The organism is Pseudoalteromonas sp. SiA1, from assembly GCF_018732205.1.
Classification (GTDB): Bacteria; Pseudomonadota; Gammaproteobacteria; order Enterobacterales; family Alteromonadaceae; genus Pseudoalteromonas; species Pseudoalteromonas tetraodonis.
This window is the reverse complement of the sequence record NZ_CP076084.1, coordinates 331,365-353,922: the sequence shown is the minus strand read 5'-3', so window position 1 is coordinate 353,922 and position 22,558 is coordinate 331,365. Positions and strand designations below refer to the sequence as shown.

The following is a 22,558-nucleotide window of genomic DNA, read 5'->3' as shown; positions in this document are numbered from 1 at the left end:
AAATGCCGCTAAATTAGCGGCATTTTTGTATCTGCAAATAAACGCGCTTATGGGCGTGGAATAAACCCAACCGCATCATAAACTGCTTTTAATGTAGTTTCTGCACGCGCGCTGGCTTTTTCGGCATAATGAATAGCGCTATTCGCCCCAACTAATTTGTACTATTTGCATATCTTTATACTTAGATCCCGTAAACAATATTTCATTGCTTTCGTTTACCTCAAAACCAATAGGTCGAAAGTCCACGTGTGTATCTTGTATGGTTTGATCTTGTAAATTTAGCCTAGCGATTCTAGAAATAGAATCTGAATAATAGAAATAGTTTTTGCTAATGCCATATGCAACTGACTTTTTAGCATTTTTAGGTAATTCCCAGCTTTGCCTATCTGAAAGGCGAATTAATTGATTATCATTAGTTACGTATCCGTTACCTTTACTATCTGAAATGAGTTTATTCGCTTTTATTCCTTCTATCACGCGTGTATCGCGGGTGAGTAAATTAAATTCTGCCAATATATTTTTTGAACCAAGTCGCTTAATATAAATAATGCTTTCGTTATTTTTTGACCAAATATAGCTTATTATTTTATGCTTATTAAATTCTTCTAACGGATAAAATTTTTGAGCGTTTACGTCATAAAGTGAATAGCTTTTATTTTTTATGAACATTATGCGCTGCTTATTGGGAGAAGCTCTGAGCATTCCTAATGCAAAAATCGAAGGGGCATCATCATAATTAAAAAAGCTAAGTTGCTTTGTAAAACCATTTTGAGAGAGCCATAATTGACTGCTGCCAGAACGCTCAGATACGAAAACATGCGCAGGCCCTTCTTTATTAACTATTTCAATAATGTTGTAGTCGTCTTTATCACTTTTATAGAGTGTTTCATACTTAGGTGTATCGCCAAAAGGGTCTGTTGCTTTAATTAGCGAGTATGATTGGGTTTTATTCTCTGAATAAAAAAGACTATTGGCAGAGTGAACCGCTATATAATAAGGATTTATCTTTGGGGTTACTGTTAGCGTATGTTTAACAATGTTTTTTTCATCAAACATAATGGTTGAAAGCTCAGAACCTTCAAATACAATCACGCCTTTATCGTCAGCAAGCCAATCAAATGCAAAGCTAATCGTGCTTTTTTCTGCTTTAAATAACCGCTTGGTTTCATGGGTCTCAAAGTTATAACTAAATACAGAAAAAGGCTTATCCTTTTGACTAAGTATATATGCTATTTTATTACCAGAATGAGATAAACGCGGCATGATTACGCCATACATTACCCCTGGTGGTGGGATCACTATGAATTCTTTTTTAAGTTCTAAATCAAATTTATATAAACCTGAACCTTCATGCTCATTTTTATATTCGGTGTAATAAATATGTTCACCACTTTCGTCTACTTGCGCATAACCTGTATATCTAAGGTCACACTTTTTAATAGAGGTAGCCTCCCCTATAACAGGAAACTGGCTTAAATCAACAAGTACCATTTCGCACTTTTGCTGCTTTAAATTGGTAGCTTGTAATAGCACTGAGTGCTGGTTTAACTGCCATGATAAAATAGACACCTGAAAGCCTGGATAGGTAATTTCAATCTCTCGCTGATCTGAAAGACGCTTAACAAATGCATGCATTACGTCATTTTCAGGTTCTATATTAGTGTAAGCTAAAAACTGTTTATCAGAAGATACCTCGGGGTGAACCTCGCTGCCAATATTCCACGTGCTTGCTACCTTATTAACCGTGATCTGTTTAATCTTTTCGCTAGAAGGTGCATTAATAAAAAACAACCCTAACCATACTAAAAAGCATATAAAAATAATGACGACTAAAGAATAGATCAAAAACTTTTTACTATTCGTTCTTTGAACCGGTTGAGAAGTAGTTGCAGTCACTACCTCTTCATTTTTGGCAAAAACATCCGGTGAGTCAGGCAAAAAGTTTGCAGGCTCTTCAAAAACGCTTGCTTGCGTTAAGCGCTCTGGTATGACGGTTAGACTGTACCCTTTACGGTAATGCGTTTTCAAAAGCGGCGCTTTTTCAATGGGGTGAGCAAGCAGCTTTCTTAACTCTGAAATAGCACGATTAATCGCATTGTCGTCTACAAAGCTTTGCTGCCACACACTCTCTATTAGCGCTTGACGGGAAACGATTTGTTGAGGCTTATCTATAAAATACAGTAATAGCTTTACTAAAAGTGGGTCTAATTCCCTTTCCATGTTGTTTGAAGTAATCACACATCGATTACTAATAAATTGCCAAGGTCCGATTTGATAATTCATAGTGTTTACGTATTTTTATTTTTCACTAACCCTATCACAGGTACACTTTTTAATATAGTTAGGTGAATTAGAAACCTTATTTCTGCAGATAAGGTTTAAGGCTAACACTTTAATTTAAAACAATAAAAACAATAAAAATTCTTATAAATAAATCACTCACAACTAGATAAGCGACTCTCGGTAAATTCAGCGATATTCTTTAAAACGTCATCAACAAGCAGCTTACTGAACACGACTTTTAAATGTTAATTAAGCTGACTTTTAAACATAAAAAAGGTTTCATTATGAATAACGCAACTAAAAAAGTATTACCCGTAATTATATTAGCAACAGTATTTAGTACAGCCTCTGCAGTCGCTACAGAAAGCAAAAGCAACACGCTATTAGCTAATTCAGGGCAATGTGCAGCCGGTGAAATAGTCATCAATAGCAATCAAATAATTTATGCTACAAACACCGATTCACTCATTAAGCATGAAGTAAACACTGAAACATTATTTACTAGTATAGAGAATCAAATAACGGCCGACTTTGAATCTTCTATAAACAAGATGAACGCAAAAATTGATAGCAACCTTTCGAAAATAACGTCATCACTAACAACTTATATAAGCACTATTTTAACCAATCAATAATAAATAAAATTTCATTAAGGAAGTGTTATGAACGCATTTACTAAAAAAGTATTTTCAGCAACTGTATTATTGAGCAGCTGTTTATTAGCAACGACTGTGCAAGCACAAAGCTCAGTGTGGCAGGTAAGCAAAGGAAATGACTCATTATTTATTGGCGGCACAGTACACATTTTACCGAAATCAGAAATGCCTCTACCAGTGGAGTTTAACCACGCCTATAAACAAGCAGATACTATTGTATTAGAAGCACCAATACCTGATCCTAGCGATGCACAAGCACAAATGAAAATGTTGAGCGCACTATCCTATAAAAATAATGAAACATTGAGCCAAAAGCTAACTCCAGAGGTAAAGCTCGCATTAGAAAACAAGCTGGCTGAATTTGGTGCAAATCTGAATAAATTAGATAACTTTCGCCCAGCAATGGTTAGTATTGTGCTTATGTCGATGGAGTTGCAAAAACAAAATTTAATGGGTGAAGGCGTTGACGCTTACTTTACTAAAAAAGCGACATTAGATAATAAAGAACAACAATACTTAGAGACGATGGCATTTCAGTTAGAGTTATTTAAGACTATGGGTGAACATAACGAAAATGACTTTATCAAAAATAATTTAGCTGGGTTTGACAATTACGGTGTGATGTTTAAAAAATTACTCTCAGCTTGGCGTGAGGGTGATACACAATCGCTCTATACAGTAGCACTTGAACCGATGCAAAAAAATGATCCTGCAACTTATAAACAATTAATGACCGATAGAAACAATAACTGGCTAGTTAAACTAGAAAAAATGTTTAAAAACGATAAAAGTGAATTTGTACTTGTGGGCGCAGGACACCTCGCCGGAGAAGATAGCTTACTGACATTACTTGAGAGTAAAGGCTACCAAGTATCTTTAGTTGATATTAACAATACAACTTCCAAAACAACTGCTGAGGCCGATTGATGGATAAAACAGACAAGCAAGCAATGTCACTTCTATTTATATTTGGCTTTTTAATGTTAATCAGCGTGATATAAAAAATGCCGCTAAATTAGCGGCATTTTTGTATCTGCAAATTAACGCGCTTATGGGCGTGGAATAAACCCAACCGCATCATAAACTGCTTTTAATGTAGTTTCTGCACGCGCGCTGGCTTTTTCAGCCCCTGTTCTCATGATGTCATTAAGAAGTGTTTGATCTTCACGAATTTCTTTAAAACGTGTTTGAATTGGCTCAATCATGCTGACAACAGCTGCTGCGGTGTCTTTTTTCAAATGGCCATACATTTTGTCTTCGTATTCAGGGACTAACTCTTCAATTGAGCGCTTAGTTGCCACACTTAGTAGCGTAAGTAAATTAGATACACCTGGCTTTTCTTTGCGATCAAAGTAAATACGCGCTTGCTCGTCAGAATCGGTAACTGCTTTTTTAAGCTTTTTCTCAATCTTTTTCGGCTCGTCTAACATCATAATAAAGCCATTTGGATTTTCATCTGACTTAGACATTTTCTTCAGTGGATCTTGCAGGCTCATGACTCGCGCACCAAATTCTGGAATATACGGTTCTGGCAGCGTAAAAATATCGCCGTAAACATTATTAAAGCGAGTTGCAATATCACGCGTTAGTTCAAGGTGCTGTTTTTGATCTTCACCTACAGGTACTTTGTCTGCTTGGTACAGTAAAATATCAGCCGCTTGCAAAGCCGGATAAGCAAATAACCCCACATTAATATTATTAGCATGCGTTGCCGACTTATCTTTAAACTGGGTCATGCGATTAAGCTCACCCATTTGCGCATAACAGTTTAATACCCAGCCAAGTTGCGCATGCTCAGGTACCTGAGATTGTACAAATAACGCCGCTTTTTCTGGGTTAATACCGCATGCCGTATATAACGCAACGCCATCGAGTACACGATCACGCAATAATTCAGGGTCTTGGCGTACGGTAATTGCATGCAAGTCTGCAAGCATAAAGTAGCTATCATATTCTTCCTGTAGCTTAACCCACTGGTTAATAGCGCCAACATAGTTGCCTATTGTCATACCACCGGTTGGCTGCATGCCACTTAATACTACTGGTTTACTCATGATTTTCCTTTATTTTTACTTAATTAAAAATGCTTAACGCTGTGTTAGTGTCGGTATTATAGCTAAGAAGTTATCGCATAGGTACTGCGGATTATAATCCGCTAACTGCTCTCCCTGGTGATACCCATAAGTGAGCGCTATCACGTCAATGTTAGCGGCTTGCGCTGCGAGTATGTCACTCTTTGAATCACCAATCATAATCGCTTTATCAGGCGTTATATTTAATGCATCGCAAGCAAACAATAGCGGCTCAGGTGACGGTTTTTTTGCCATGTCGTCACCGCAAACAATCACTTCAAAATGACTGCGAATAGCGAGCTTATCTAAAAGCATTTCAGTAAAGCGGCGTGCTTTATTAGTAATAAGTGCTTTAGGCATACCACTGAGAGCAGCAAGACCAGTTTCAACATGCTGATATAACACACTGTATTCACCGACCTGCTCACTGTAATGTTGATAAAACAGATTGATAGCTCGTTCGCTTAAAGCCTCATCGAGATGTTCACTAATTTGCATATCGCCGCAAAGGGCTCGTTTAACTAACACCTCAATGCCATTACCTACCCAACTTTCAACTAATCGCTGACTGACAATTGGAAACGCTAAATCGCTAAGTGTTAAATTTAAAGCCATATACAAGTCGTACACGCTATCAACTAGGGTGCCGTCTAAGTCAAAAAACGCTGCATCATATTTCATTATTTAACACTTTCTAATTGCTGACGCATCTCATCAATCACTGTTTTATAATCAGGCTGATTAAAAATAGCTGAGCCTGCAACAAACATATCGGCACCCGCTTCAGCCGCCGCGGCTATGTTATCTACTTTAATACCACCATCTACTTCTAAACGAATATCAAGTCCAGATTCAACAATGCGTTGTTTTGCCTCTCGCAGTTTCTCGAGTGTTTGTGGAATAAAACTTTGCCCACCAAACCCAGGATTTACTGACATTAATAAGATCACATCTACTTTATCCATTACGTGATCAAGGTAACTTAAACTCGTTGCAGGGTTGAACACTAAGCCTGCTTGGCAACCTTCATCTTTTATCAATTGCAAAGTACGGTCAATATGCTCGCTCGCCTCTGGATGGAAGGTAATAATTGATGCACCCGCCTCGGCAAATTGTGGGATTAAACTATCTACCGGTTTTACCATTAAATGCACATCAATCGGGGCTTTAATCCCGTAGTCGCGAAGTGCTTTACATACCATTGGGCCAATCGTTAAGTTAGGTACGTAATGGTTATCCATTACATCAAAATGAACGACATCAGCACCTGCGGCTAACACTTTGTCGACATCTTCGCCTAATCGTGCAAAGTCTGCAGATAATATTGAGGGCGCTATTAAGTATTTTTGTTCACAGTTGAGCATCGCTAATCCGTTAATGAATAATTTATGCCGTTAATGTAACTTAATTAGCGAAGTTACCCAAGTAGCACCTTTAAAAATAGCGCCAAATAAGTAATGTTAAAGCCTTATTGTGGCTATTCATGAAAAAGAATAACCTGCTGAGGATGTAGGCTTTATAATTAAAAAAAGAATCAGTTTTTAAGCGGGTGTCACTCAGTATTTAAAACACAATACAAATAAACAATAACAAAAATAAAGTGTATTATTTAAGCAGTTTTTGTTATGCTGCGCGAAGAACTAAATTATTAGGTTTATATTATGCGTGCTTTTAAAATTGGATTATTAATCACGTCGGTAAGTGTTGTTATTGGAGCAACATCGCTTTGCTCAAATACTGAGCAAGATTTAAGCTCTGCCAACATTTGTCTTCATAAAGAGCAAACCAACGCTATTAATAATAGCGCAACCCGTTGCATTCAAATTGAAGAAGATTCGTCTTGGGCCTCTTGGTTAACAGGTGATAGCCGTAGCGCTCAGTTTCATTACTTAGACTTGCTAGAATTGTTAACGGGTACTGATGACAAACACAAGCCCTCTTCAATCAAGCCATTATTTTAATTAAATGCAGCACTTTTTTAGCGCGTTACAAAGCGTACTGGCTGCATTTTTTGGTGTTCAATCTGAAGATAAGCGCAAAACAGACTTTAAGTACCACTCTCCAATTACGCTGATAGCTATTGCCGTAGTACTGTTTGTATTGTTTGTATTGGCTATTTATGCAACCGTGACTTCGGTGCTAAATACATAGCCATTAGCTCATCCACTTTATTTCGTGAACCGCCCTTTGGACTAATCGTACGTTTAACCTGAATTTTATCCAGTGATGCTTGACTGTAAATTTTGCGTGTCCACACGGTATCGTGGTTTGAAATAAGGACTGGCGTGTTATTCTCAAATGCCGCTTGCTCAGCCAAGTTAGCTAAATTAGCCTGATCATCTAAATTAAATCCGCCTTTAGCGTAAGAGGTAAACGATGCGGTTTTACTTAATGGCACATAGGGCGGATCGCAGTATATCACCGCATTTTTAGGGACCAGTTTAAATACATCATCGTAGCCTAAGCAGGTAAATGTTGCTTTTTGTGCTTTGTTGGCAAAAAAGTACATTTCTTTTTCAGGAAAATAAGGCTTTTTATATTTACCAAAAGGCACATTAAAAATGCCCTTTAAGTTATATCGACATAATCCGTTATAACCATGGCGGTTCATATATAAAAATAAAATAGCTCGCTCATACACATCGCTGCTTTGGTTAAACTGCACACGATAATCGTAATACGCATCTGGATGGTTATTTAAATCAACAAATAGTTTTTTTGCATCGCTAATAAACTCATCCGGCGAACGTTTAAGCTCTTTATATAAATTGATTAAATCAGCATTTATATCGTTAAGTACGTAGTGTTTAAAATTACTATTTAAAAACACTGAGCCCGCACCAACAAAAGGTTCAACCAAGGTATCTGCATGTTTACTTGCTTGATTTAGTCGCGCGTTAATATCTTCAACGAGGCTATATTTTCCGCCAGCCCATTTAAGGAAGGCTCTACTCTTTTGCTGCATTGGCTCTTTACTTCAATTCGGTGTTGCGCGATTTTACACTAAAGTCACTGAGTTTACTGATCAACTCGTGCAATTTCTTGTTTTATTTTGCTAATTTTTTTATAGAAAGGTTTATTTTTTCTTACTCCAGCGGGGAGTGCTTGCAGTGCTTGTTTTGCCTCATTTAAGTTAGCAAAACTGCCTGTTGTTACCACCCACCACATTTTACCATTTCGTTTAGTTTGGTATGTATTGGTAATACTTTCTAGCTTATGTTCAGCAATAAACTCATTGCCTACCTGCTGCTGAGTTACGGCTAATAGCTGAATAACAAAATTATCTTCAGGTTGTTCTAGGTACCAGTTACTGGGTATTTTTACTATTTGGCTTTGCTGCTTTACCACCTCAGGTACGCTAATGGCTTCTTCAACCGGCGGCGGTGCTGGCTTTTCTTGTTCAGTTAAAGTCGATGGCTCAGTTAAACTTCCTACAATTGCTGGCACGTCATTGTGGGCACTCTCATCTGTAGTTGGCTCTTTAGTTATAGGCTGTGGCGAAGTAAACAGGGTTGGTGATTTAACCGGTTGTTGTTTATTTTGAATAGCTTGCTCGGTTGTAATAGCGGTTGTGAGGACTTGCTCATCGCTTTGACTATTAGCATTTTTCCACCATTGGGTCATATCAGCTTTGTATACAACGCCAATAATCAATAACATAATTATGAGTAATAGTGTGAGCAACTGTAAGCGCCAAGATACTTTGTCTTTTACGATAATATCAGCAACTTGTTCGCTAGGCTGCCAGGCTAATAAAAGACTTGGGTTACCTTGGGCTTCAACTAAAAAGGTTTTAAATACAGGGTCTTCATCATAAGGTAAAGCCGTGAAGTACCATCCCATTAGCTGCTTACTTTCAACCAAGTTTAATGGCTCTAAATGAATATTAACTGCCTCTTTAAACGGCAATTTAGATTGCGATGCAATCATAATGTAAAGCACATTGGGCGCACTTTTTGATAACAGCTCGAGCTCTGCAATTAGTTCTTCAGATAGGTGCCTGCCGCCATCGATAACCCATAAACACGCGCCGCATTGTTGTTGCTTCGCTAATTGATAATAGTTTTGTGATAAGCTCAGGTTGTGATCAATTAAAGGGGCATTAAAGCTTTGCTCTAATAATTGAGTCATCAATTGCACATCAGTCATTTGAGCGCCAACTTGCACAAACGCTTTATTAAAATCGTTATATTTATCAGTGATGAAGGTTTCAAGCAAATAGCTTTTGCCTAAACCAGAAGTGCCCAACAAAACAATTAGGTTTTGACCATATTCAAATTGCAATGCGATTCTATCCACCAAAGCCGCACGGCTCGGTAAAATTTGTGACTGCATTTATTGCTCGATCAATGCTCTGACTTGATCATCAGACACATCATCAACTAATGCACATTGACCAAATTCGGTGGGTAAAATGAATCGGATAGTCCCTTTTTTATTCTTTTTATCTTTTCGCATATGCAGTAAAAAGTGCTCACTGGTCATATCGCTAGGTATCTCGATTGGTAAGCTATATTGCGCTATTAATGTAGCAATACGCTCTACATCTTCTCGTGTTAAATCTTGGCGAGTATAAGCAAGCTTTGCAGCAAGCACCATACCTGTCGCGACCGCTTCTCCATGTAACCAAACACCGTAACCCATTTGTGCTTCAATAGCATGCGCAAACGTGTGCCCTAAATTTAACAACGCACGAAGGCCCTGCTCTTTTTCATCTTGTGCAACAATAAGCGCTTTAATTTCACAGCATCTGAAGATGATGTGCCGTAAACACGTCTCGTCTAATTGTTGTAATTTAGCGATGTTATGCTCTAGATAAGCAAACAGTTCAGTATCGTAAATCAAGCCATACTTAATAACTTCAGCCATGCCTGCAGCAAACTCGCGTGTTGGTAAGGTATGCAACGAACGTGTGTCAATAAATACAGCTTGGGGTTGATAAAAAGCCCCAATCATATTTTTACCTAGCGGGTGATTAACCGCTGTTTTGCCGCCAACTGAAGAATCAACTTGAGATAATAAAGTGGTTGGTATTTGGATAAAAGGGATGCCACGCTGATAACAAGCAGCAACAAATCCAGTTAAATCACCTACAACGCCACCACCTAATGCAATTAAGCAGGTGTCACGGCCGCAATTATTCTCAAGTAGGAATGCCGAAATTTTTTCAAACCAAGTGAGTGATTTATATTGCTCACCATCTGGAATAATAAAATGCAGTGGGTTTAGCTGTGCTAATGAATCAAGCAACTGTTGAAGGTACAGCGGTGCAATCGTTTCATTAGTAATGATGATAGGCCGACAATCACCAATGTGATGGATTAGACGGCCTGTATCTTGAAGTGCAGATTGACCAATATAAATAGGATAACTTCGCTCGTCTAAATTAACAGTTAATTCAAGCATGCTGGGTTAGTCCTTTTTAATACTGGCTTTTAAAAATCCAATTTCTCGATGATTTGGTTAGCAACAACTTTCGCGCTCTGCTCATCAGTGCGTACAACAAAATCAGCTACTTCTTTATATAATGGTTCACGCTCTTCTGCTAAGCGCTCAAGTACATCACGAGGTGCTTCTTCTGTTTGCAGTAATGGGCGACGCTTGTCGCGTTGCGTACGTGCAACTTGCTTTTCAATCGGTGTCTCTAAGTATACAACAATACCGCGAGCCGAAAGCTTGTTTCGAACTTCTTTACTCATTACTGAGCCACCACCGGTTGCAAGTACAATACCTTGCATTTCGGTTAAGTCACCAATAACAGATTCTTCACGAAGTCTAAAGCCTTCTTCACCTTCAAGATCGAATACCCAGGCAATATCTGCGCCCGTGCGACGTTCGATTTCTTGATCAGAATCAACAAATTCAAGGTGTAATTGGTCAGCGATGTGACGACCAATCGTGCTTTTGCCAGCCCCCATGGGGCCAACTAGAAATATATTACGTTTCTCAGCCATATCTTTTAGTACAAACGAACTCTAAAATTTGAAATAAAACCCCGCCTAACGACCTGGCCCCAAAATTAAGAAAGGGATTATCTCAGTAATCGGTCGGGTATTTCAAGTCAATTAGGATAAAAAGCCATATAACGAGCAATTAAACTAAATAATTACCCACTGGTTAACAAAAAAGCACCTTATTATAGGCAAGTTTATCTTCTAGGGTTAAAATTTATGCAATTAAGGTTACTACATTGTTGCTTCATGAAAGCTTTTGCATGGTAACTTTACAAGAGCCTGAATTACAAACAACATAAACGCAGCCTTAAATACATCCGCAGTACAGTACATGATCAAAATTATATACTGTCTTATTGTACATTTATAGGGAGTGTTCACACCACGATAACTAAATTACATACCCATACTATCTAGGCTGGTATTCAACCTAGATAGCTTAAATATTTAGTCTATTTGGATTTTAGGTGTGACAAAAATCAGCAGTTCGCGCTTTTCATTGAACTCGCTTGTGCTTTTAAATAGTCTTCCTACGTAAGGAAGGTCGCCCAATAAAGGTACTTTTTTGGTCGAATTAATAATTTGCTGTTGGAAAATACCACCCAACACTACCGTTTGTCCATTCTCAACGAGTACTTGAGTCTCAATTTGTTGCGTATCGATGGCAACCGCTGGGCCTGTACCTGTTTGAACCGTATCCCCTCGGGTATCTTGAGTAATAATTAAATTTAAAATAACTTTGTTATCGGGTGTGATATGAGGTGTCACCTCTAGGCTTAGTACCGCCTTTTTAAAACTTACGGTTGTTGCACCACTTGAAGCTGACTCCACATAAGGGATCTCAGTACCTTGCTCAATACGCGCTTTTTGCTGATTAGCAGCAGTAATGCGTGGGCTTGCAATGATTTCACCTTTGTTTTCTTCTTCAAGGGCGGTTAATTCTAAATCAATTAATGTTCCGTTAGCCAATTTAGCAATGTGCATACCTATACTCGCCGATGGATTCGCCACTGGTAAATTAACGTTAAGTCGATCAGAAAGACTAGGAATATTACCATTAGAAATCGTTTCAGCTCCTTCTAATGTGCCAGAAACACCGTCTGAGCCTTGCTGATCACTAAACCCCCAACGAACCCCCAAGTCTTCAGTTACGTTGTCACGTACGGTTACCATACGTGCTTCAATAACCACTTGTTTAACCGGTATATCTAAAGTTTCGACCATACGACGAACACTTTCAATACTTTTTGCAGTGTCTTTCATTAATAACGTATTGGTACGTTGATCAACAGACACGCTCCCTCTGGCTGTAATAATACTATTGGTATCTGTTTTTAATAAGTCGGCAAAATCTTCTGCTTTTGCATAATTTAAGCGGATGTATTCACTGTAAAGTGGCTCTAAATCCTCAACTTGCTGTTTAGCTTTTAACTCTTTTGCTTCACGGGCAGCCAGCTCTTCAGATGGCGCAACCATTAAAATAGAACCGTCCATGCGTTTGTCTAAGCCTTTTATTCTAAGCACGACATCTAACGCCTGATCCCACGGAACCCCATCAAGGCGAAGAGTAATATTGCCTGTCACTGAGTCGCTTGTTACCAAGTTAAAATCATTGTAACCGGCAATAATCTGTAATACAGCACGAACAGAGATATCTTGAAAATTAAGCGTCATAGGACGACCCAAGTACTCTTTACCACCATCTAAGTAGGCATTTTGCGTTTCATCTTTCTCAACCGTTAAGGTAAAAATATTCTCAATTTGCTGATAGGTATAGGCAAAAGCAGTGTTTGGTTCAATCACTAAACGTGTAAGGTTATCTTCTTTAAACGTTTCAATACTGCTCACCACAGTGCCAAAATCGAGTACATCTAATTCATACAATAAATCATCTAAAATATCGGTATGATGAAACTCGGCAATGATTTTTCCACCGCTTTCATGAACCTCTACAGCTGCCTGAGTATCTTGTAGATAAACAAGTACTTTCGCCTCACCTTTTTCTCCACGTCGAAAGTCAATTGCTTGAATACCGTTAATATAATTAGACGTGTAAGCAGGCTTATCTTCGCTGGTTGTTAAAATTTGCTCTGTGAGTGGGTTATCAGAAATTCTAATAGAAACTAAATTATTGTTTACTTCAGTCTCATAAATTTTTAATCGGTCCAAGTTAATGGTCACTTTTAAACCCGCACTGGTCATCATACTCGTGATGTTACTGATACCAGCTTGGTTGATAGCGATATTCGTCAACCCTTCATCTAATTCTACCCCATCGAATAGTAGCTCTATTCTTGCAGGGCTATTAAAAACTTGTACTGCTGGTTGCTGCTGCAACTCTTCATCAAAAACTAGCTGTAATTCGGTTTCACCTTTAAGCAATGGATTATATCGAACGTCATAGAGTAAAGGGGCTGCACTGACGGCTTTTGTCATTAGTAGTAAAAAAACAAACAATAAAGCAGATAAAATACGATGATGCGAACACTCACCTTTGTGCATATAGGGTATACCTTTTTTCTTATTAATTTGCGCCATTGGTTGCCGCCTCTAACATTTCTAATTTGGTCAAACGTTCTTTCCAACAACCTGACCCATCAGGGATTAATTCTACTAATTCAATATAGTCACTATTAACACTGCTTACTTTTCCGTCATAGGTGCCTAAATAGCTTCCTATTGTTACTCGGTGCAAGGTGTCATCAGCAGCTGTAATGAGCGCCCATGTTTTGCCGTTCGATCCTATTGTGCCCCTCATTGCTAAATTATCTAATGGGTACTTCTCCAGTGGCTGACGAACACGCTCTGGATCTGGGTGAAGACAGTTTTTAACTTGTGTTAGCTTGTTTTGAATAATTTCTGGTTCTGGCGCTACAAAAGGGCTACGTAAGTCTTTGGCGTTATACTCAAAGTGCTCAAACTTAACTAGCTCAGGTATTTTTTCAATACGTGCCGTGGTATTTGCCTTAACCTGATCAATAAATTCTTTTTGCTCCGATGTATCCTCGTTACAGCCACTGAGCAAAAACATCGCAGTGGTTAAAAAGAGAAGCTGCTTCATCATCTCACCCCCTCTTCATAACGGTAAGTTTTTGCTACTACACTGAATGTTAGCTGCTTTTCGCCAGATGATAAAATAGAAAAGTCATGTAAACTGACAATTCTTGGTAGTTGAGCCACTTTCCCTACAAATTCGCCAAACTCATGATAAGTACCTACCACTTCAATTTTAATTGGCAACTCGGTATAAAACTCTTTTTCAACTTCTGGCAACCAACCAATTTTTAAAAATGTTAACCCGCTGGTTGTACCCACATAAGAAAGGTCGTCCAATAATCCTGGCGTCTCATTTGAAGTAGGTAGGCGTTTTAATAATTGAGAGAATTTATCTTCCATCTCAACCATTTGCTCACGATAAATATCAAGCTTACTGGCAACTGCATATTTAGTTCGGTAGGTTGTGCGTAACTCAATTTCCTTAGCAACGGCATTGTGGTAGCTGTCTATTTCATCCGACACTAATAAGCTGTAGCTAAAAAACAACACCAAACAAGCTACAAAAGTTCCGCATATTGCTTTTACAATAACGGGCCACTCACCGATGTTATCGAGCTCGATTTCATTCCAATCGATTTCTGTAAACGATTTAAAATCAAGGTTCATTACGTACCTCACCTATTTTGCCAAATGGTTTTACGTAAAACTCCATATTAAAATCGCTGAGTAAACGTGAAGATTGATCGCCGGCAACAATACCTTGCATAGTCGGGCGCTCTAATAAGTAAGAGCTTTGTACCTGTCTGAGCATAGTAGATAAACGATTATTAGACTCACTTTTGCCTAACACATGAATTTGATTACCTTTGCGCTCCAGCTTGGTTAAATAAACCCCTGCAGGCACTATTTTTGCCACTTCATCCATTATTTGGGTGCCTAAATTACGGCTACTTTGTAACTCTTCAATTAAACGCATACGTTGTTGTAAGTTTTCTTTTTTCTTGTCTAGATCGCGTATGTCGCGAATTTTATTGTCGAGCGTTGTAATTTCTGAACTAAGATAATTATTTTTTAACGTTTGCCCTTCTTTTAGAGCACCATAAAACACACTCAGCATATACATACCAGCAAAACAGACGATAACCACAGCCATAAGAAGTGTTATAAATTTCTTTTTAGACTGCTCACGCTGTAGCTCACGCCAAGGTAATAAATTTATATGTGGCATGATGAAAAGCTCCTCAACGCCAGGCCAGTCGCAATTGCAAATTGAGTGCGGTGGCGCTGTATTATATTACGATCAACTCTAGGGGATATTTCCATCTTATCAAATGGTTCAACAACAACTGTGTGTATTCCTAATTCTTCAATCAGCAATCTATCAATGCCTTTAATCATCGCTGAGCCGCCCGTCAATACAATATAGTCCAATTGTTCTTTACCTGTGGTGGTTAAAAACATTTGAACAGCACGACGAACCTGCTGGAGTAACGATGTTTGAAAAGGTGCTAACACTTCAAATGTATAGTTTGGAGGTAAATCACCGGTTGTTTTGCCAATTTCAGCTTCATCAAAGCCTTTGTTGTAGTAAGCAACGATACTATTTGTGTATTGGTCGCCACCAAATACTTGGTCACGGGTATAAATTGTCTCACCAGATTGCACTACACTCACCAAGGTGAGTACAGCACCAATATCAACCACTGCAACCGTTTTGTCATATGCATCTGATGGTAACTGTTGGTAGTAAACATCCATAGCGCGACTTAGCGCATAGCTTTCAACGTCCACTACTTTTGCGGTTAAATTCGCAGCACTTAACGCACCGACTCTGGCTTCAACGCTTTCGGTTCTAGCGGCAGAGAGCAGTACATTTATTTTGCTCGGGTCAGCACTATTTGTAGAGAGCTTTTCAAAATCAAGACTCACTTCATCTAGTGGGTAAGGAATTAAGCTGTCGGCTTCAATTTCAATCTGCGACTCTAATTCAGCGTCGCTTAAGGAAACATCCATGAAAATAACTTTAGTAATCACGGTTTGCCCAGAGACGGCAACAGACGCGAATTTTAGCGACTTTGGTAGCTTTCGTTTTAACTTGATTATCACATTACCAATTGCTTCAATATCTTGAATATTACGCTCGCTCATAGCGCCTTTTGGCATAGGTTCAATTGCAAGTGCTTCTAGTCGAAGCCCAGTTTCTGTTTCACTTAAAAGTACGGCCTTGATAGAGTGCGATCCAATATCAATACCTACCATCATTGGTGATGGTTTTTTTATTAGTTGACTTAGCATGTTTGCAACTTTGCCTTTGTTTTAATAATAAACAAGTTATAATTTATATCTTAAAAAATATTATTCAATTTTTAATCAATATATACTAGCAGTCTCAACCTGTAATTGGGAGTCCGTTTAGGGAAATATCAGTGATTTTATTAAAAAGAACTTTACAATTTTTGATCATTTGTGCATTACTTGCACTAATTACATTGCTCAGCCTTTATTACTACGTTAAATCCGATATTCCCAGCGTGCAAGTTTTAAAAAACGTGCAATTACAAACGCCTATGCAAGTATTTACTAAAGATGGGCTTTTAATCAACCAATTTGGTGAAAAAAGACGGATCCCTGTAACTATAGACCAAATTCCCCAGCCTTTATTGCAGGCTTTTTTGGCAACTGAAGATAACCGCTTTTACGATCATATCGGTATTGATCCAATTGGTATTGTGCGCTCAGCGCTGGTACTTATTTCTACTGGTGAGAAAAAGCAAGGTGCCAGTACTATTACCATGCAATTAGCTCGTAACTTCTTTTTAACACGAGAAAAAGCCTACATTCGTAAAGTAAAAGAAATATTTATTGCCATTCATATCGAAAACCTCCTCTCAAAAGATGAAATATTTGAGCTTTACCTAAATAAAATAGAATTAGGAAATCGTGCCTTTGGTATTGGTGCTGCGGCTCAAGTTTATTATGGTAAAGAACTAAAAGAGTTAACTCTTGCGCAAATGGCAATGATTGCTGGTTTACCAAAAGCTCCTTCGGCACTTAATCCTATTCGTAATCCAGAACGTGCTAAAGCAAGAAGAAATGTGGTGTTAGGAAGAATGCTTGAAGAGAAGTATATTTCAAGAGCGCAGTATAATGAAGCCACTAACCAACCAATTACCGCATATTTTCATGGAGCTGAAATTGACTTATATGCGCCGTACATTTCAGAAATGGTACGAGCAGAAATGGTGTCACGCTACGGTATAGATAAAGCCTATAACTCAGGGTTTAAAGTGTACACTTCTGTTGAATCAGATGTTCAAAAAGCAGCACAAACAGCTCTAGTTAATAACCTGCATGCCTACGATATGCGCCATGGTTTTAGAGGCCCTGAAGCCATATTGTGGGATCCGCAAACAGAGCCGCCATTAACGCAGTCGAAATTATTAAATACTTTAAAAGCTGTTAATGAATTTGGCCCTTTAAAAACGGCTGCGGTGTTAAGCGTGAGCGATAAAAGCGCTGAAGTTATACTTAAAAGCGGCGAGCGCACAACCCTTACTTGGGATAACCTAAAATGGGCACGTAAGTTTATTACACGCTATCGCCAAAGCTTTGCGCCTGAAACAGCAAGCGATATACTAACGCCAGGCATGCAAATATGGCTGCGCAAAAATGACGATAATAGCTATATTTTAAGTCAAATACCTGAAGCGGCGAGCGCCATTGTTTCTTTAGACCCACAAGACGGGCGCATAAAAGCCATTGTTGGTGGATATAGTTTTGAACAAAGCCAATATAACCGAGCTGTACAAGCTAAACGCCAAGTAGGCTCAAATATTAAGCCGTTTATATATTCAGCTGCGCTTGAAAAAGGCTACACACTAGCGTCAATTTTAAATGATGCTCCTATAAATCAATGGGATAAGAGCCAAGGCGTTGCATGGCGACCAAAAAACAGCCCAGCTATTTATAATGGCCCAATTCGCATTCGTCGTGCTTTAGCCCAATCTAAGAATGTAATTTCCGTACGTTTATTAAGGGGCGTTGGACTGCAAAGAACAGCCGATCATTTATTAAAATTTGGTTTTGACGATAAAGATATAAATCGTAGTGAGTCACTGGCATTAGGCAGTGCATCCATTACGCCGCTTGAATTAGCTCGTGGGATGAGTGCTTTTGCTAATGGCGGTCACCTAATTGAGCCGTACTTTATTTCACAAATCCAAGATGCAATGGGTAATACGTTATTTAAAACCAATCCCACCATTATTTGTGATGATGAAACGACAACACCTAGCTCGCTAATGCTAGGTGAGCAAGTAGCACCAAATTGTGCGCCGCAGATCATCTCTAAACAAAATGCATTTTTAATTGCCAGCGCAATGAATAGTGCTATTTGGGGTGGCGGTAGCTGGTCACATAAAACCGGTTGGAGTGGAACAGGCTGGCGTGCACAAGCGCTAAAACGTCGCGATCTTTCTGGTAAAACAGGCACGACTAATGATTCTGTAGATACTTGGTTTAGTGGCTTTAACCGCGATGTGATGACATCAGTTTGGGTTGGCTTTGATAACCCAGGTAATACACTGGGACGCTCAACCTACAATAACAACTTAGGAAGTGGTCAAATATCAGGTGCTGAGTCAGGCGCAAAAACAGCTCAGCCTGCATGGGTTGATTTTATGCGCGCCGCACTGGATGGTAAACCTGCTGCGCCCATCGAACCACCTGAAGGCTTAGTTTCTATTCGTATTGATTTAGAAACCGGATTATTAAGTCATAAAAACGATTACACCAGCCGTTTTGAATACTTTGAAAAAGGCACCGCTCCTACCAAATATGTGTTATCACAACCAAATGATATATTTGAAGAAAACACTAAAACTGAAGAAGAGCTATTTTAAATATAGCGAACAGTAAAAAGGCCGCAAATTAGCGGCCTTTTTGATGATCTAACTAATATTTTGTACCAACCAGTATAAGTCAGAGTGAACGCCAGCAGCAGTCACTTCTTTACCCGCACCGGGGCCTTGTATCACTAATGCGTTTTGGTTATACCACTGGGTATTAATCACAAAAATATTATCGCCAGGGGTCAAATTCGCAACCGCTTCGCTTTTTGGTACATAGGTAATCCCTACCTTAGCGTTTAGCGTGTTGTTTTCAAACTCTAATAACCCAGTGTAGCACAGTGCAGCATTTTGTTGCTGAGCCGCTTGCGCATGCTGCTCAATAAATGCATCTAAACGAGCCTTATTATCAATAAAGTCATTCCAGCTGCCTGCACTTAACTCATCGGGCATCAAAGCGGATAAAGAAATGTCATCAAGTTCCAATTCAATACCTAATTCACGCGCTAAAATAAGCAACTTACGTTGCATATCTCGTCCAGATAAGTCTTCTCGAGGATCCGGCTCTGTGAACCCCAAAGCTTGCGCTTCTAGAACTAAATCTGAAAACGCTTTACTGCCATCATACATACTGCATAACCATGACAGCGTGCCTGAAAACACGCCTTCTATTCGCGTTATTTTATCGCCACTATTTTGTAAATCAGCCAAGGCAAAATTAATCGGTAGTCCGGCCCCTACACTTGCATTATAACGCCAATGTAAGCCACGTTGAGCAAGGCTTTCACGTAGTGTTTGATACCACGAAAGCGACGCGGTTCCCGCGTATTTATTAGCACTAATTAGATGGCAGTTTAATTCAGCTAACTTACTATAAAGCTGACTAAAATGTTCACTGGCGGTAATGTCGATCACTATTTTATGTTCATACTCAAGAGTATCTATGTATGACAATAAATCGGCTTGTCTATAGGAGCTTGCATGGTTTTCCCATTGAAGTTGCCAGCTTTCACAGACTAATCCATTAGCATTCACCAGCATCCGCTCTGAGCGTAAAAGCGCTACTAACTTGACGTTAAAATCAGTTGATAAGCGTGCTAGTTGAGCAGGTAATTGGCGCATAAACTCAGCACCTACATTACCAAGTCCTGCAATAATTAAAGCTATTTCTTGTGCTTTATTAATGAGCTTGTCATGTAACAGGCTCAGCACATCACTTTCAAGTACTTGATCGGTTAATAGTAACGTATATCCCTCACCGTAATGGGTAAACCGAGGCTGGATAGATTGTGTTTGTAATAAGGCTTCACTTTGCTTACCAAGCGGCGCTACCTCTTGATCAGGTGCAATAATCGCCACCCCATTTAAGTTTGACTCACTAATATTGGCGCGGCCAGCAAAATAATTAGCCACCTGATGTGTCGCTGACGCAGGGACTAGTAAGTAGATTTCGCCTTCGTGTTCAAAGTGATGCAAACTATGCTGAATAAGTTGGCTAACATGTGCTACTTCGCCTTCACTCAGATCATCAACAATGAGTAAATCCACATTATTTACTGTGGTTAAAAAGCGTTTTTGTTTACTCATTCCTAGTTTAACTATTTCGGTATGACTGCCTTGAGGATCGTAACTACTGCGAACAACTAATTCTATATCGGTATCTTTTAATGGCGATAATGTTTTAGCGTGTAATACTGGATTACCTAACCTCGCTAATAAATTAGCTTGATCACGGCACACTCGCGCATACTTAACCGCATTAGCAACCTTACGCGGATCAGTACTAAAAACACCTTGAGTGTCAGTCCAAATAGAGACTTTTTTAGCATTGCAATACCGCGCTAATAAAGTGGCACTGTAATCACTGCCATTTCGCCCTAAGGTCACTGTTTCACCATGTAAATCAGCCGCAATAAACCCCGTAACTACATTAATTTTACTCGTCTGTATGGCTTTTAAGCACTGCTGCTGATTATTAGCATGCTGCAGCTGTCCGGCATCTAACGTAAATAACTGCCTAGCGTCATGGGCACAAGCGCTAACGTTAAGCTGTTCTAAGTAAGCGCTTAGTAACCTTGCAGACCACAATTCACCATGTGCTAATAACGCAGCTTCAGCTAATGTTCCTTGCTTAGCCTGCTTGGTAATAATACTGAGCTCAGTTTCAAGTAAATCAAGCGCATGGTGCTTAGCGTTAGCTATTAATAATTGCTCAATCAGAGCTATTTGATGGTTACTCAATAGCAATACAATATCAGCAATAGCTTGAGTGTCTTGCTGTTGATAGCTTTGCCACAGTTTAACTAAGGTATCGGTGGTTTTACCGGCAGCCGATACCACCACACAATCCCCAGCTTGAGCATGAGTTAAAATAATATTTGCGACACTTTTAAAGCGATCCGCTGAGCTTAAACTCGAACCACCAAATTTATGAACCTGATTTACCATATTAATACCGACTCGCATTTATGTTTTGTATTTTGAAGATTGGTATGCACTACCATAACGCCGGATGCGCCGCGTTTAACTTTGCTGAACCAAATGATTCACTAGCACCACTTTTTGCCGATAGGCCGGGATCGGCTTGTCCTGGGCGCACCAAATTAAATACCCTGTCTAAGTCAGCGAGTAAATCATTTACATCTTCAATACCCACCGAAATACGAATAAGCGTGTCGCCTACTCCGGCTTCTGCACGCGCGGTTGCGTCCATGCCGGCGTGGGTCATAGTCGCAGGGTGACAAATTAAACTTTCTACTCCACCTAATGATTCCGCTAAGCTAAATTCATTTAAGCGCGTTAAAAACGCTGCAGCATCGTTTATATCGCCTTTTATATCAAAGCTAACCATAGCACCAAAGCCAAGCTGCTGCGCCTTAGCTAGCGCATGTTGAGGGTGTGATTCAAGACCTGGGTAGTAAACTTGGGCAACAAACTGGGAGCGTTCTAAATACTGTGCAATGGCGAGTGCACTTTCTTGGTGTTGCCTTAAACGCACGTTTAAAGTACGTAAGCCTCTGAGCGTTAAATAGCTATCAAATGGCGCGCCGGTGATGCCAATGTTATTTGCCCACCACGCTAACTCTTCACCTAACTCAGCAGTCGCTGCGATAACCGCGCCACCAACAACGTCTGAATGGCCATTGATATATTTTGTGGTTGAGTGCACCACAATATCAGCGCCAAACTTAATCGGGTTTTGTAATGCTGGCGATAAAAATGTGTTGTCGGCGGCAACCAGTGCACCACACTGTTTAGCTGTATCAGTTACCGCTTTAATATCTGTTAAGCGTAAAATAGGATTGCTAGGTGTTTCAATCCAAATCAGCTTAGGTTTAATAGCAAGGATGCGTGTCAAACTGTCGCTTTTGGTAAAATCGACCACTTCTAGTTTTAATAAGCCGCGCTTTTCTAGCGAAGTAAATAAGCGATAGCTGCCACCATAACAGTCATGAGGGATCACTAACGTATCGTCACTATTAAGTAATTGTGTTGTTAGGTGAACGGCTGCCATGCCTGTTGCGGTAATAATGCCTTTAGCGCCACCTTCAAGCTCCGTGAGCGCCTCAGCCAAAATGTCACGATTAGGGTTACCACTGCGGCCATAATCATATTGACGCTTTGTATCAAAGTCAGCAAATGAGTAAGTTGTTGATAAATAAAGCGGTGGAACAACCGCACCATGCTGTTTGTCGGCTTCTATTCCACTACGAACAGCAATTGTTGCCTTATTTTTTTCACTCATTTTC

General features: G+C 39.4%; 20 protein-coding genes. 5 read left to right on the top strand and 15 right to left on the bottom strand.

All coding sequences use genetic code 11. The features are described from left to right. Positions 1–138 precede the first annotated feature (138 nt). Positions 139–2,283, bottom strand: coding sequence for a winged helix-turn-helix domain-containing protein (locus KK487_RS01605; protein WP_138764590.1), 2,145 nt, complete (start codon positions 2,281–2,283; stop codon positions 139–141). Positions 2,284–2,567: 284 nt separating this feature from the next. Here KK487_RS01605 and KK487_RS01600 point away from each other — a divergent pair, with 284 nt between their 5' ends. After that, a complete protein-coding gene (locus KK487_RS01600) occupies positions 2,568–2,918 on the top strand; it encodes a hypothetical protein (RefSeq protein WP_013463912.1) in 351 nt (116 codons plus the stop codon). A gap of 27 nt (positions 2,919–2,945) precedes the next feature. Beyond that, a complete protein-coding gene (locus KK487_RS01595; RefSeq protein WP_138764589.1) occupies positions 2,946–3,866 on the top strand; it encodes a TraB/GumN family protein in 921 nt (306 codons plus the stop codon). Between the two features lie 122 nt (positions 3,867–3,988). On the opposite strand, the gene trpS is transcribed toward KK487_RS01595, so the two are convergent. The 3 genes from trpS to rpe are packed head-to-tail and all read right to left on the bottom strand — an operon-like array spanning position 3,989 to position 6,375. Then, entirely contained in the window at positions 3,989–4,993 is a 1,005-nt protein-coding gene (trpS, locus tag KK487_RS01590) for a tryptophan--tRNA ligase (protein ID WP_138764588.1), read from the bottom strand. Between the two features lie 33 nt (positions 4,994–5,026). Beyond that, positions 5,027–5,692, bottom strand: a complete 666-nt coding sequence (locus tag KK487_RS01585; protein WP_008115059.1) for a phosphoglycolate phosphatase — start codon at positions 5,690–5,692, stop codon at positions 5,027–5,029. After that, entirely contained in the window at positions 5,692–6,375 is a 684-nt protein-coding gene (gene rpe, locus KK487_RS01580) for a ribulose-phosphate 3-epimerase (protein ID WP_138764587.1), read from the bottom strand. Before rpe ends, KK487_RS01585 begins: the two co-directional genes overlap by 1 nt. A 297-nt stretch (positions 6,376–6,672) precedes the next feature. Between rpe and KK487_RS01575 the strand changes: the two genes are divergently transcribed. Both KK487_RS01575 and KK487_RS01570 read left to right on the top strand, forming a co-directional pair. Next, positions 6,673–6,972 carry a hypothetical protein gene (locus KK487_RS01575; RefSeq protein WP_033104299.1) on the top strand — a complete coding sequence of 100 codons (300 nt, stop codon included), beginning with the start codon at positions 6,673–6,675 and terminating at the stop codon, positions 6,970–6,972. A gap of 4 nt (positions 6,973–6,976) precedes the next feature. Beyond that, the gene (locus KK487_RS01570) at positions 6,977–7,162 is read left to right on the top strand and encodes a DUF2970 domain-containing protein (RefSeq protein WP_008115053.1); all 186 of its coding nucleotides are present in this window, start codon (positions 6,977–6,979) and stop codon (positions 7,160–7,162) included. Here KK487_RS01570 and KK487_RS01565 read toward each other — a convergent pair. The 9 genes from KK487_RS01565 to KK487_RS01525 all read right to left on the bottom strand — a co-directional run bounded on the left by KK487_RS01565 (position 7,125) and on the right by KK487_RS01525 (position 16,257). Further along, positions 7,125–7,976, bottom strand: a complete 852-nt coding sequence (locus tag KK487_RS01565) for a Dam family site-specific DNA-(adenine-N6)-methyltransferase (RefSeq protein WP_008115051.1) — start codon at positions 7,974–7,976, stop codon at positions 7,125–7,127. The genes KK487_RS01570 and KK487_RS01565 overlap by 38 nt on opposite strands. A gap of 53 nt (positions 7,977–8,029) precedes the next feature. Beyond that, positions 8,030–9,346 carry an SPOR domain-containing protein gene (locus KK487_RS01560; RefSeq protein ID WP_138764586.1) on the bottom strand — a complete coding sequence of 439 codons (1,317 nt, stop codon included), beginning with the start codon at positions 9,344–9,346 and terminating at the stop codon, positions 8,030–8,032. Continuing rightward, entirely contained in the window at positions 9,347–10,417 is a 1,071-nt protein-coding gene (gene aroB, locus KK487_RS01555; protein WP_138764585.1) for a 3-dehydroquinate synthase, read from the bottom strand. A 29-nt stretch (positions 10,418–10,446) separates the two neighbouring features. Further along, complete coding sequence (gene aroK / locus KK487_RS01550; RefSeq protein ID WP_008466255.1) at positions 10,447–10,965, bottom strand: shikimate kinase AroK; 519 nt, start codon at positions 10,963–10,965, stop codon at positions 10,447–10,449. Positions 10,966–11,412: 447 nt separating this feature from the next. Next, positions 11,413–13,503, bottom strand: a complete 2,091-nt coding sequence (locus KK487_RS01545; RefSeq protein WP_013463907.1) for a type IV pilus secretin PilQ — start codon at positions 13,501–13,503, stop codon at positions 11,413–11,415. Continuing rightward, a complete protein-coding gene (locus KK487_RS01540; protein WP_008115036.1) occupies positions 13,490–14,026 on the bottom strand; it encodes a pilus assembly protein PilP in 537 nt (178 codons plus the stop codon). The genes KK487_RS01545 and KK487_RS01540 overlap by 14 nt, the downstream gene beginning before the upstream one ends. Next, the gene (locus KK487_RS01535) at positions 14,026–14,628 is read right to left on the bottom strand and encodes a type IV pilus inner membrane component PilO (protein WP_008115035.1); all 603 of its coding nucleotides are present in this window, start codon (positions 14,626–14,628) and stop codon (positions 14,026–14,028) included. The genes KK487_RS01540 and KK487_RS01535 overlap by 1 nt, the downstream gene beginning before the upstream one ends. Then, positions 14,618–15,190 (bottom strand): PilN domain-containing protein, encoded by a 573-nt coding sequence (locus tag KK487_RS01530; RefSeq protein ID WP_008115031.1) that lies wholly within the window; start codon positions 15,188–15,190, stop codon positions 14,618–14,620. The genes KK487_RS01535 and KK487_RS01530 overlap by 11 nt, the downstream gene beginning before the upstream one ends. Continuing rightward, on the bottom strand, positions 15,178–16,257 hold the full coding sequence (locus KK487_RS01525; protein ID WP_013463905.1) for a pilus assembly protein PilM: 1,080 nt from the start codon (positions 16,255–16,257) through the stop codon (positions 15,178–15,180). Before KK487_RS01525 ends, KK487_RS01530 begins: the two co-directional genes overlap by 13 nt. A gap of 131 nt (positions 16,258–16,388) precedes the next feature. Here KK487_RS01525 and KK487_RS01520 point away from each other — a divergent pair, with 131 nt between their 5' ends. After that, positions 16,389–18,863 (top strand): penicillin-binding protein 1A, encoded by a 2,475-nt coding sequence (locus KK487_RS01520; RefSeq protein ID WP_008115027.1) that lies wholly within the window; start codon positions 16,389–16,391, stop codon positions 18,861–18,863. A 48-nt stretch (positions 18,864–18,911) separates the two neighbouring features. Here KK487_RS01520 and metL read toward each other — a convergent pair whose 3' ends face one another. Both metL and metB read right to left on the bottom strand, forming a co-directional pair. Next, on the bottom strand, positions 18,912–21,257 hold the full coding sequence (gene metL, locus KK487_RS01515) for a bifunctional aspartate kinase/homoserine dehydrogenase II (protein ID WP_215521907.1): 2,346 nt from the start codon (positions 21,255–21,257) through the stop codon (positions 18,912–18,914). A 49-nt stretch (positions 21,258–21,306) separates the two neighbouring features. Continuing rightward, positions 21,307–22,554, bottom strand: a complete 1,248-nt coding sequence (metB, locus tag KK487_RS01510; RefSeq protein WP_033104302.1) for a cystathionine gamma-synthase — start codon at positions 22,552–22,554, stop codon at positions 21,307–21,309. Between the last annotated feature and the right edge of the window lie 4 nt (positions 22,555–22,558).